This window comes from Sediminibacterium sp. TEGAF015 (assembly GCF_025997995.1).
GTDB lineage: Bacteria > Bacteroidota > Bacteroidia > Chitinophagales > Chitinophagaceae > Sediminibacterium.
On sequence record NZ_AP026683.1, the window covers coordinates 1,633,856 to 1,646,217 of the forward strand.

The 12,362-nt window shown below is 38.9% G+C and carries 12 protein-coding genes and 1 tRNA gene; 7 read left to right on the plus strand and 6 right to left on the minus strand.

Features of this window, described 5'->3' with window-relative positions; genetic code table 11:
• The first annotated feature begins 73 nt into the window (after positions 1 to 73).
• The 3 genes from TEGAF0_RS07405 (at position 74) to tig (ending at position 2,373) form a co-directional block, all read left to right on the plus strand.
• Entirely contained in the window at positions 74 to 817 is a 744-nt protein-coding gene (locus tag TEGAF0_RS07405; protein ID WP_264897389.1) for a sensor histidine kinase, read from the plus strand.
• Between the two features lie 30 nt (positions 818 to 847).
• Positions 848 to 929: transfer RNA gene (locus tag TEGAF0_RS07410), tRNA-Leu, on the plus strand.
• A gap of 79 nt (positions 930 to 1,008) precedes the next feature.
• The gene (gene tig / locus TEGAF0_RS07415) at positions 1,009 to 2,373 is read left to right on the plus strand and encodes a trigger factor (RefSeq protein ID WP_264897390.1); all 1,365 of its coding nucleotides are present in this window, start codon (positions 1,009 to 1,011) and stop codon (positions 2,371 to 2,373) included.
• 46 nt (positions 2,374 to 2,419) lie between these two features.
• Here the strand turns inward: tig and TEGAF0_RS07420 are convergent, their stop codons facing one another.
• Positions 2,420 to 4,033: a patatin-like phospholipase family protein gene (locus TEGAF0_RS07420; RefSeq protein WP_264897392.1), complete on the minus strand. Its 1,614-nt coding sequence runs from the start codon at positions 4,031 to 4,033 to the stop codon at positions 2,420 to 2,422.
• 173 nt (positions 4,034 to 4,206) lie between these two features.
• Here TEGAF0_RS07420 and TEGAF0_RS07425 point away from each other — a divergent pair, with 173 nt between their 5' ends.
• Genes TEGAF0_RS07425 through TEGAF0_RS07440 form a run of 4 tightly spaced genes read left to right on the plus strand, consistent with a single transcriptional unit; the run spans position 4,207 to position 6,983 of the window.
• Positions 4,207 to 4,902: a ClpP family protease gene (locus TEGAF0_RS07425; RefSeq protein WP_264897394.1), complete on the plus strand. Its 696-nt coding sequence runs from the start codon at positions 4,207 to 4,209 to the stop codon at positions 4,900 to 4,902.
• Positions 4,903 to 4,923: 21 nt separating this feature from the next.
• Entirely contained in the window at positions 4,924 to 5,562 is a 639-nt protein-coding gene (locus tag TEGAF0_RS07430) for a ClpP family protease (protein ID WP_264897396.1), read from the plus strand.
• Between the two features lie 4 nt (positions 5,563 to 5,566).
• The gene (gene clpX, locus TEGAF0_RS07435; RefSeq protein WP_264897398.1) at positions 5,567 to 6,802 is read left to right on the plus strand and encodes an ATP-dependent Clp protease ATP-binding subunit ClpX; all 1,236 of its coding nucleotides are present in this window, start codon (positions 5,567 to 5,569) and stop codon (positions 6,800 to 6,802) included.
• Positions 6,803 to 6,821: 19 nt separating this feature from the next.
• Positions 6,822 to 6,983 (plus strand): hypothetical protein, encoded by a 162-nt coding sequence (locus TEGAF0_RS07440; RefSeq protein WP_173399634.1) that lies wholly within the window; start codon positions 6,822 to 6,824, stop codon positions 6,981 to 6,983.
• Between the two features lies 1 nt (position 6,984).
• Here the strand turns inward: TEGAF0_RS07440 and TEGAF0_RS07445 are convergent, their stop codons facing one another.
• The 5 genes from TEGAF0_RS07445 to TEGAF0_RS07465 form a co-directional block, all read right to left on the minus strand.
• Positions 6,985 to 8,880, minus strand: a complete 1,896-nt coding sequence (locus TEGAF0_RS07445) for a tetratricopeptide repeat-containing sensor histidine kinase (RefSeq protein ID WP_264897400.1) — start codon at positions 8,878 to 8,880, stop codon at positions 6,985 to 6,987.
• Between the two features lie 127 nt (positions 8,881 to 9,007).
• A complete protein-coding gene (locus TEGAF0_RS07450) occupies positions 9,008 to 10,147 on the minus strand; it encodes an acyl-CoA dehydrogenase family protein (RefSeq protein ID WP_264897402.1) in 1,140 nt (379 codons plus the stop codon).
• Between the two features lie 142 nt (positions 10,148 to 10,289).
• Positions 10,290 to 11,219, minus strand: coding sequence for a helix-hairpin-helix domain-containing protein (locus TEGAF0_RS07455; protein ID WP_264897404.1), 930 nt, complete (start codon positions 11,217 to 11,219; stop codon positions 10,290 to 10,292).
• Between the two features lie 19 nt (positions 11,220 to 11,238).
• Entirely contained in the window at positions 11,239 to 12,015 is a 777-nt protein-coding gene (locus tag TEGAF0_RS07460) for an MBL fold metallo-hydrolase (protein ID WP_264897406.1), read from the minus strand.
• A 49-nt stretch (positions 12,016 to 12,064) separates the two neighbouring features.
• Complete coding sequence (locus TEGAF0_RS07465) at positions 12,065 to 12,340, minus strand: hypothetical protein (RefSeq protein WP_264897407.1); 276 nt, start codon at positions 12,338 to 12,340, stop codon at positions 12,065 to 12,067.
• Positions 12,341 to 12,362 lie beyond the last annotated feature (22 nt).

Here is a 12,362-nt window from a genome sequence, read left to right on the forward strand (position 1 = left end):
TAATAATTGCTTAAAACTCAATGATAAATACCTAATTTTAGGTACCGGCGTTCCCCCTAGCCGAAGATACGCCATGATCAACCCTACTCCAATAGCAACGGAAAGCTTAGAAGAGCAAAACCGAAAATTGCTGAAAACGCAGTACGCACTGGAAAAAAAAGTGAGTCAGCTTAAGGATTTTGCTGGAATTATTACCCATGATGTAAGAGGACCTGCACATAATATTTCCAAGATGCTGGAAATGTATGAAAGCACAAATGATCCCGAGTTGAAAAAAGCATCCATGGATTATTTGAAAAAAATAAGTAAGGATCTGACTAACAACCTGAACGAGCTGATTCAAATTTTGCAAATCCATCTAGAAAAGGATATACCGGCTTCAGATTGTTCTTTTGAGGATGTTATCAACAGCGCAGTTCTTCAGCTTCAGGATATAATTCTGCAAAAAAATGCGGTAATAAAACAGCAACTGGAAATAACAGAGATTTATTATCCAAGGGTTTATCTACAAAGCATTGTATATAATTTACTCAGTAATAGTTTAAAATACTCAAAACCAGGTATTGCTCCGGAAATACTAATAGAAACTTTTGAAAAAGACGGAGCTGTTCATTTAGCGGTAACCGATAACGGGTTAGGTATTGATATGGCTAAATTCGGGCATTTGTTATTTAAATTCCAGAAGAGCTTTCACAGCGGGTTTGACAGCAAAGGAATTGGTCTTTACCTGATAAAAAACCAGATAGAAGAACAGGGTGGAAATATTTTTTGTGAAAGTGAATCACAAAAAGGAACAAAATTTACTGTTCGTTTTTAAAAATTTCCCCTTATTTTTGCCGTCCAAAATGCGGATGTGGCGAAATTGGCAGACGCACTAGACTTAGGATCTAGCGCCGCGAGGCATGTAGGTTCGACCCCTATCATCCGCACTGAACCACCTTTATAGGTGGTTTTTTTATGCGAAACCCCTACCTTTGCAGCCCGATTTTAAGTATTTAAAACACCTATATGGCTACAATTACCAGAGAAAACATTGGCTTATTAAATGATAAGCTTACCGTTACCCTTACCAAGGAAGACTATTTAAGTGGCTTTGAAAGCAGCCTGAAGAAATATGCTAAGACCGCAAATATACCTGGCTTTAGAAAGGGCATGGTACCTACTGGTCTGGTAAAGAAAATGTATGGTCAGGGTGTATTTTCTGAGGAAGTATTGCGCAAAGTTGAACAGGAGATGAATGCTTACATGGCAAAAGAGCAGATTGATATTTTTGCTCAACCACTTCCACTTGAAAACGATGCAGACAAACTAGACATGAATAATTTGTCTGATTACGTTTTTTCATTTGAAATTGGATTGAAGCCTGATTTTGAGGTAAACCTTTCCAAATTTGAAGCAACCCGCTACGTAGTTACTGTTACAGACGCTATGATTGACGAGGAAATCGCAAGATTGCAGACTCGTTTTGGTAAAATGACTGAGCCAGAAACCGTAACTTCTGAAGACAATGTATTGAATGTAACTTTTACAGAAACCGATTCAAAAGGCAATCCTGTTGAAAATGGTGTAAGCAAAGACAACAGCGTACTGGTTAAATATTTTGCTGAGAAGTTCCGCAAGAACTTGATGGACAAGAAAAAAGATGATGTGGTTTTATTGCAGATTAAAAAAGCTTTTGAAGACAAGGAAGCAGAAACCATTTTAGCAGACCTGGGTTTAACCAAGGATGATGCCGACAAATACTTTAATTTATTAATTACCAAAGTAGGTCTTGTAGAAAAAGCAGCACTAGACGAAGAACTTTTTAAACAAGTATATCCTGGTAACGACAATATCAAATCTGAAGCTGACCTTAGAAATGAAATCAAGGCAGAAATTGAAAAATATTACGCACAGTCTGCCCGCAACCAGGTTCAGGATCAGATTTATCACTACCTGGTAGACCATGTTAGCATGGAATTGCCTGAGAATTTCCTAAAGCGCTGGTTACAAAACGGCGGCGAAAAACCCAAGACTGCAGAAGAAGCTGAAGCGGAATATCCAAGTTTCTCTAAACAACTGAAGTGGACCTTAATTAGCAGCAAATTGTCACAGGATAATAAGATTGAAGTGTTACCTGAAGACATTCGCAATTTTGCCAAGATGCAGTTATTCAGCTATATGGGTAATCAATTAGGTGCGTTGGGAGATAACCAGCAGTGGATTGACGATTACGCCAACAGAATGATGCAGGATAAAAAGTTTGTAGAAGACAGCTACCATAGAATAAATGCAGAAAAATTATTTGATGCATTGGAATCACAGGTAAAAGCAAAAGATGAAAGCATTAGTGCAGATGATTTTGCGAAGAAATTAGAACACCATCATCATTAATTGAGTTGATACGTATTATTGAAAAACCAGCCAATGGCTGGTTTTTTTATTGCACCAACTGATGCAATTGTAAGGCTGATTGAATATGGCGAACGACAGCATTGGCTACATATCTGTTTATAAATAGGAATCCACCTAATTGAAGTACCCGCTTCTTGAACCAATGTCTGGAAATATTTGACAAAATTGCCGCTGAACGTTTTTGTATAGCAGGTTTCAACTCTTTGATAAAATCAATATCGGAAACCGGCCAGTCGGGCGCCTGTTTCTGTAAATTAAAAACGGGTATAATCTGAACACTATCTTTATTATCTGAAAGAAAAGGCCGCAGATCAATGTCTTCATAACCTTTGGAGAATAAGGGATGCAAGTGAAATTGCTTAAGTGGAATGGTAAAATGATTTTGTAGAAATCGGGCACAATTGTATTGCCCTAAGGCATAATCGTGCAATCTGAAACGCTTACTTAAAAAGCCACCAAAGCCCCCAACCACTCCACTCGCAATTGCTTTTGCTCCTTCTATTTTTTCTTCGGGATTTCCCTTGTACCGAACAGGAGCAATTAAAAACTGCCCGGCTTTTTCCTTATTCATCATATCCGCAATGGGTAAAGGTTTTGCTTTCATCTGATGCAACATAGCATTAAGGATTTGCCTGGCTATATTTGTTAATTGCAATGAATCGTTCTCCTGAAAATCGGGGGTATTAGGAAAGGGATCAATCATGAGTATCGTATTGGTGAATGAAGAAAAGGAATCCCTCTCTGATTCCGGATTACGCTTATCAGCCATTGCTCCCTGCAATAATTCACGCACTTTCTCAAAAGGTTCATTGTTCATTAGTCCCCCATCCACCTGCAAGGAAATATGTTCTTCTGAGAGCATATCTAGCAACAACCCCTGTTGGTTTAACCATGGATTGTGCTGAATCATCTTTTTAGCCCTTTTCAACCGCACGGGTTTTAGCACCAAGGGGAACGCAGCTGTTGCCATGATTGCTTTTTGTAGCAACTTTGTATTGACTCCTTTGGCTACATTCAAAGGGATCCATCCCGGCTCTGCATGCCCCCGGTATTCAGTCAGCTGTTCCGCATCTGTCAATGGTGAATCTGCCAATTGAAAACAGGCAAAATCGCTATGCACCGACATGCTGTGAACTGTCTTTTGGCGTTCTGAGGTAAAGGAAATATTATATGGATATCCTTTAAGGTTGGTGAGGGTTGTAAATAATTTCAACGAAGAATGTATATACGCAGGTAAGGTTCGGGTTGGATACTTTGCTGCAGCAATAGCCTGCTGACTTAACCGTTCCACAAAACTTCCATTCAGAAGAGAACTGAGTAACCCGGATTCAGAAATATCAGTTGGATCCAACATGGCATTGGCCATGGAATCGGCCTCCATTTCTACCCAGCTTTTATAGAAAATTTTTGCACCCGGCTGTTGAACTGCAGCTGCAGTTAATAATCCCGTCATTCCACCTGCAGAAGCTCCGCCAATTACGGAGAGGGTTACCCGATGTGTTGGCACTCCGTCCTGCCCTCGTTTTTGCTCCCACCCTTCCAAAGCTTCCAGCAAACAGTCCAGTACACCTGCTGTATACGCACCTGCAGAAACAGCACCTGCCATGCAGATTCCTAATTGAAATGGTTCGTTTTGCATATCTTAACAAATAACGTTATTGAACTTATCTAAAATGAACGACCTTTGCAACCGTGTTTTAACGGTAAATATCAGGGTATGTCAAAATGCCATAAATAAAGCTTTGCACAGTATTTGAACAGGGTTGATACCGATTTAACAAAACACCTAACTTCAACGCGAAATATAGTTATATGAATATTGAAAAAGAATTCGAAAAATACGCGGTAAAGCACCATGGAATCAGCAGCGGTGTTTTACACAATTACAGACAATACGGTCAGGTAACCAACCTTACCCCATATATCATTGAAGAGCGTCCCCTGAATGTAGCGAGCATGGATGTATTCAGCCGTTTAATGATGGATCGCATTATTTTTCTAGGAGAAGGCATCAACGATTATGTTGCCAATATTGTAACTGCTCAATTGCTGTTTTTGGAAAGTACCGATAGAACCCGTGACATTCAAATGTATATCAACAGCCCGGGTGGCAGCGTTTACGCTGGTTTGGGCATCTATGATACTATGCAGTTTATTGGACCCGATGTAGCTACCATTTGTACAGGTATTGCAGCTAGTATGGGACAGATCTTATTGTGTGCCGGCGTACAGGGAAAAAGAACTGCTTTAAAGCATAGCAGAATTATGATGCACCAGCCAAGTGGTGGAATAGGTGGTCAGGCAACCGATATTGAAATCACTGCCAGAGAAATCAAGAAATTAAAACAAGAGTTATATACCATTACTGCAAGCCACACTGGCAAATCTGTTGAAACCATTGCAAAAGACAGCGATCGTGATTTCTGGATGACCGCCACAGAGGCTAAGGAATATGGTCTGGTGGATGAAGTTTTGTTAACCAATCCCCGCAAAGAAAAGAAAGGATAAAACATTCAAAACAATTAATCTATGAGTGCTAAATATATAATGAACCCTTATTTATCAAACGACGCTGAAGAGCCTGAAGAAAACAAGGATGATAAGCCAGAAGCAATGACAAGTTTCCTGGGGAAGAAAATGGAACATCTCTTTTTTGAAAAAAGAGCGGTGTATTTGTGGGGTGTAGTAGATGACAAATCAGCGAAAGATGTTGTATCCAAACTGTTATTATTGGATGCTGACAAACCCGGAGCAGAAATTAAACTATATATCAATAGCCCAGGTGGGGTTGTAACCAGCGGTATGGTGATGTACGATACCATTAAAATGATCCAGAGCCCCGTAAGTACGATTTGCATGGGATTGGCAGCCAGTATGGGGTCTATCCTGTTAAGCGCAGGAGCAAAAGGTCACAGATATATTTTTCCGCATGGAGAAGTAATGATTCACCAACCAAGTTTAGGCGGTTATTATCAAGCAACTAGTGCAGATATTGAAATTCAGGCTAATCAAATTTTAAAAACCAAACAACTGGGTGCTAAGATATTAGCAGAGAATTGTGGAAAGTCAGTAGAACAGATTCTGGCTGATTTTGATAGAGACTACTGGATGGATGCCGAAGAAGCAGTTGCATATGGCATTGCTGACGGCATATTAAACAAGTTATAATTCTATGGCAAAGCAAAATAATTTACACTGCTCTTTTTGTGGAAGAAGTAGAGATGAGGTTAAAATTTTAATAGCCGGACAGGAAGGGCATATTTGTGAAAATTGCGTTGAACATGCCGAAGAAATCATAGCGCAGGAACTAACAGCAAAAAACAATCCTTCTTCTACTGGTGGTGCTGTTCAAATTAGAAAGCCCAAGGAAATCAAGCAATTCCTGGATGAATATGTAATTGGTCAGGATGAAGCCAAAAAAATTCTCTGTGTAGCAGTTTACAATCACTACAAGCGAGTAAACAACAAGCAGAAAGTGGATGATGTTGAAATAGAAAAAAGCAATATCATCATGGTAGGAGAAACCGGCACTGGTAAAACTTTGCTGGCCAAATCAATTGCCCGTTTATTGAATGTTCCTTTTGCCATTGTAGATGCTACTGTATTTACAGAAGCTGGCTATGTAGGCGAAGATGTAGAAAGTATGCTAACCCGTTTATTGCAGAATTGCAATTATGATGTGGATGCTGCTGAAAGGGGAATTGTATATGTTGATGAGATTGATAAAATTGCCCGTAAAGGAGACAATCCATCCATTACCAGAGATGTAAGCGGTGAAGGTGTTCAGCAAGGTCTTCTGAAGATGCTGGAAGGAACTGAAGTATTGGTTCCACCACAAGGAGGAAGAAAGCATCCTGAACAAAAAATGATCAAAGTTGATACCAAGAACATATTATTCATCTGCGGTGGGGCTTTCGATGGTATTGACAAAGTTATTGCCAGAAGAATCAATACCAATGCCATTGGCTTTAGTGTAAATAAAGATGAACAGGAAATGCAGAGAAGCAATCTGCTGGAATTCATCAACGCTCAAGACCTGAAAAGTTTCGGACTGATTCCTGAATTACTGGGAAGACTTCCTGTAGTAACCCATCTGAATCCGTTAGATGCTGCTACCTTAAGAAGTATTTTAACGGAACCTAAAAATTCACTGATCAAACAATTTACCCGATTGTTTGAGATGGAAGGAATACAACTGACTATTGAACCAGGTGTACTTGATTTCATGGTTGCCAAAGCCATGGAATATAAATTAGGTGCAAGAGGCTTGAGAAGTATTTGCGAAAGTATTTTAACAGAAGCCATGTTTGAGTTACCCGGAACAGAAGTAACTACCCTGAATGTAACACTTGACTATGCAGAAAAAATGTTTAGCAAGAGTAAACTAAGTGCTTTAAAAGTAGCCTAACCCTTAATAAGCCATACATATGAACGAGTTAATAGAAAAACTAGTAAAAGAAGCCGGCTTATCAGAACAACAGGCTCAGCAAGCAATTGCAACCATTGCAGGATTTGTAAAGGAAAAATTTCCGATGCTGGGTGGTGCTGTTGATCAGATTTTTGCTGCCGGCTCTAAAAGTGAAGATTAATTTAAGCCTGATTATGGGGGAGTTTGATCACAAATCTGCTCCCCTTGCCTGGCAAACTCTCAATGGTTAAACTACCGTCATGTCTGTTGATTAAATCACTACAGAGCATTAAGCCGAATCCACTTCCCTTCTCCATTGAAGTTCCTGCAGTTGTGTAATACTGCTTGGCATTCACTTTCTGAATTGTTTCATCAGACATTCCAATACCAGTATCTTCTACCATAATGGTTGTTTCTACTTCTGTCTGTTCTGTTTTTATTTCAATCATACCATTTTCCGGAGTAAACTTAATGGCATTACTGATTAAGTTTCTTAAGACAATCCGGATCATTTCCTTGTCTGCATAAATTTGCATTTGCGGATTTACCAGATTATGAAAGAGAATATTTTTTCGATCCAGTAGCATTCGGTGCTCGTCTTCCAAACCTTTCACCAACTGGAATATCACTACTTTAGAACGATCCAGATTTTTACCAGCCATTTGCCCTTTAAGCCAGAAAAGCAAATTGTCCAATAAAGAAGTAGTACCCATATACTGGGTTTCTAGCTGAAGCAATAGCTGCTTTGCCTGATCTTCAGGTACAATTCCCTGATTCACCAAATTCAGAATACCCTTGGTATTAACCAGCGGATTTCTCAAGTCATGAGAAATAATGGATAATAATTTATCCTTGGTTTTGTTATCTGCTTCCAGCATTCTGTTCTGATAAGATATTTCCTTATTCAGTGTTCCCATCTCTTCAATCTGGGCTTCTATCAGAATATTCTTGGCGCGAAGCTCTCTGCTGAAATGTTTTTGCTTTTGATAGTTAATGAAAACCATTACCACCAAAACAGCTAGTATAATTAAGATGAAAGTACCTACTGTTAAAATAAAAAGTTGTTCATCAGAAGCTCTTTGCGCCCTTATAAAAGCATTCTCTTTATCCAATCTCAGGTTCTGCTGATTCTTAATAATATCTATAAAATTAGAAGCGTATTCATTCTCTTTAATACGATGCTGATTGGTTACTGATATTAAAGTGTCCTGCCAGGAAATAGCTTTATCCAGGTTATTGATTTGCCTGTAGTAATGTATAATTTGCGTTACACTCTGGTAAGTTAAATCGTAAGCGTTGATAGATGTAGCATAGTCATATGATGTTTTAGACAAAGAAAACACATCATTCATCTGACCTCTTTTCAATGCAACTTCAGCCAGTGCAAGATTATTCAATGCCATTCCGTAGCGATCATTTATTTTTTGATCAATGGCCATTGAGGAATTAAAAAAACCTACTGCAAGTTCTAAGTTTTTTCCATCTAGCGCCAATTTACCCAGATGATACAATGCTTTTTTCTCCCCGTAATTGTAGTTGATTTTCTTACTAGTAATTAAAGCCTGATTGAATAATATGACTGCTGAATCTGTTTTTTTTCTATATAACTGTATTAAACCCAGACTGTTTTTTACGTTTACAATCTCATCTTCTTTATTGTATTGTTTAAAAATTCCAAGACACTCTTTAAAAACGGTAGCTGCAGTATCATAACGCCCTTCCAACAATAAAGCATTCCCGATTTGCTGTGTTACTTTAGTCAGATTTAAAGTGTCTTTGGTCCTTTTGAATATATCGAGTGAAAGATAATAATCTGTTAAGGCTCGCTTATTAAATCCCTGTTGCTGATAAATGCCACCTTCATACAAATAGGCCAGCGCTAATCCTTTCTTATAATCAATTTGCTGAGCTGTATTCTGCGCAATAATGAGCAGGTTCAAGGCTTTCGAAATATCTGAACGCTTACTAGCAAAAGCTTCCTTATTCAATGAATCTACAACAGCAGCAGTTCCTGTCGTTTTTTGAGCATTCAGTTGATTCAAAAAAACAGTTAGAATAAAAATGATTAGTATCCGCATATGCTGAATGTAGATAAGGATATAATGGATTTTATACGTTTCAATATACAAAGTTTTATGTGAACAGTACTAATAAAAAAGAGACCCACGTGGGTCTCTTAATATGAGCAAGCAATCGAAAAACAAGTTACTGTAGTACTTCTCTTGCTATCACCATTTTCTGTATCTCAGAAGTTCCTTCCCCAATAGTACATAATTTTGCGTCACGATAGTACTTTTCTACAGGAAAATCTTTTGTGTACCCATAACCGCCAAAAATCTGGATGGCTTCCGTAGCCGATTTAACTGCTACTTCACTGGCATAATATTTAGCCATAGCCCCTTCCTTAGTTACCTTTTGGCCCTTATTTTTTAGATCACAGGCCTGATGTATCAATAAATCGGCAGCAATTATTTCAGTAGCCATATCCGCCAGTTTAAAACTTATTCCCTGAAAAGAAGAAATCGGTTTGTCAAACTGATAACGTTCCTGGGAATATTGAAGTGCAGCTCCATATGCACCTTTTGCAATACCAGCTGAAAGTGCCGCAATTGAAATTCTACCACCATCCAGAATTTTCATTGCTTGTCTGAAACCGTCCCCTACTTCTCCTAAACGGTTACTATCGGGAATAACACAATTATCAAATATCATTTCAGCCGTTTCGCTGGCGCGCATTCCCAGTTTATTTTCTTTTTTGCCGGCAGCAAAACCAGGTGTTCCTCTTTCAACTACAAAAGCAGTAGAATTGCCACTGGTTCTGGGCTCACCCGTTCTGCAGATTACTACAGCAATTTCTCCGGATTTGCCGTGTGTAATCCAACTCTTTGTTCCATTCAATACCCAATTATCTCCTTGTTTAACTGCAGTAGTTTTCATATTCCCTGCATCGCTTCCGGTATTCGGCTCTGTTAAACCCCATGCACCAATCCACTCGGCAGTTGCCAGTTTGGGTAACCAGCGCTTTTTCTGTTCCTCGTTACCAAAGCTCAAAATATGGTTGGTGCAAAGTGAATTATGAGCAGCCACACTCAATCCAATACTACCGCATACTTTGGCTATTTCCTGTATAATGGCATTGTATTCGAAATATCCCAAACCTGCCCCGCCATAAGCTTCAGGCACCAATACGCCCATCAACCCTAATTTGCCCATTTCTCTAAATAATGCTTCAGGAAATACCTGAGCTTCGTCCCATTCCATTACATAGGGTTTAATAGATTGTAACGCAAAATCCCTGGCTGTGGCAGCTACCTGTTTGGTTAATTCTGTTTCCTGAAAATTCATAATTATTACTTTACAATAGACGGGGGCTGAATAATGCAAGCGGACTATTCAGACCCCCTAAAACAAACAATCGTTAGTTAGTTTGTGGGCAAATCTATGGGATTTTGAGTAAAATAAATGGTTAAAAAAAAGGATAATATATTCACAACCGTACTTGTTTAATCAATTGCTCATATTGAGCGGTTTGAATAAAAACAATCTTACGTAAATCTTCCAGTTGACTATATAAACCATATTGCTTTCGGTAGAGTACAATAGCAGCAGCAATGGTCTTACTCACGCCGGCTTTCATCAGCAAAGCTTCGCTGGCTGTATTGATAGAAGGGAGTTGATTTATTAATGCAACCTGATTCTCTGAAGCAGAAGAATCTGGATCTAACTGAAGAAAGGGCTCTATGATTGCAAATACAGAATCAGGAAGCCCATAGGTTTTTTTGATATCATCAACCGAACCAAATCTGCCCAAGTGATTGCGGTATTTAAGGATTCTTACAGCCAGAACAGGACCAATCCCAGGTAATTGTTCCCAAGCTTCCTGGTCAGCGGTATTAATATCAATTGTATGCGGAATCCTTTTGGAGTAGAATTGAAAGTTAGACCTGGCTGATTTCCCTTTTTGAAACCCGTCATGGTTAACATCATTTACAATGCGTATATAGGGCAACAATGCTTCAACCAGTTCTTTCCGCATTCCCCATATTTTATGCAAGTCTGCAGGCGTTTTTATTCTTGCCCCCTTCTGCAGATAATTGGTGAGTGTCCTGATATTTTTTTCGGTGAACCCTAATTGACGAAGCGTTTCTGGACTAGCTGTATTGGGATCAAAAGCGAATCGCCGATTGTTGCCCACCTCATTCGGAGGTTCAGCAATTGTTGGAGCATCTGGCTCATTTAATGATTGCTGATAGTTTACATGATTCGTCCACTCCAATTCTTCTGAAGTTAAAGGCCTTGGTGGTTCTGATAAGAAATACGGAGCTGCAACAAAGCAGCCTAAAAGGATGAGCAGTCCCAATAAGCCAATCCGCTCTTTTTGTGAAAAGCTTACATACTCTTTTATCCATTTTTTCATCTCCGCAAAATTTGCGGGATTACAAACTGATTATTAATCCATCAAAAGCAAGCTGTACATGCGAAGGAAGTTCCTGACTGATTTCGTCATGTAAACCCAACTGGTGACTAATATGGGTAAAATACACTTCTGGTATTTTCAGCATATTGGCAATATCAAGTGCTTCCTGCAAAGTGAAATGAGACAAATGTTTTTCCTTTCTCAGTGCGTTCAATACCAATACTTTTGATCCCTTAATTTTTTCCAATTCAGACTGCTCAATATAATTGGCGTCTGTGATATAGGTAAAATCTCCTATTCGGAAACCCAGCACAGGCATCCGATGATGCATTACCTGTATGGGCTCTATTTTTATGTCATTGATAAAAAAAGAATCTTCTCCAATCGTATGCAACTGTATTTCAGGAGTACCTGGATATTTTTTGTCAGAAAATGCATAATAAAAATCCCTTCGGATGGCTTCTTCCGTTAATGCATTCGCATACACATTCATGGCAGTTCCTGAAAAAAAATTGAAGGCCCTGATATCGTCAAGACCGGCAATATGGTCTTTATGCGGATGGGTGAAAAGCACGGCATTCAGCTGCTTTGTATGAGTTCTCAGCATCTGATAACGAAAGTCGGGGGTGGTATCTATAACCAGATTCGTGTGCTCAGATTGAACCATAATACTGGTTCGCAATCTATTGTCTTTTGGATTATCAGAGCTGCATACGGGGCAAGTGCATCCAATCATTGGAATACCTGTGCTGGTACCTGTACCTAAAAACTGAACCTTTAATGCACTCGATTTCACTGAATAAAACTACGCTAAATTTAAGCTGGGCAAGAGGTATTTTTCCGGATTACTCAGTGGTAATCACCGATTTTTTTACAACTTCCTCATACAGCTTCTGAGACTCAAGTGTCAATTTATCAAAATGAATATCCAGCTGAGGAATTAATTCCATTAAAGTATTGATACGACCTTCAATATTTAAAAATTTATTAAGGACTACAACTCTCCTGGACTCTAGCAAACACCATCCGCTCTGAAAAGTACCTCTTTCATATCGAACCACATATGCAGATTCACCTAATATATCTTCTAATTTATTGAGTGTAGATTGGGTGTATTTCATAGACACAAATTTAACCTTAGAA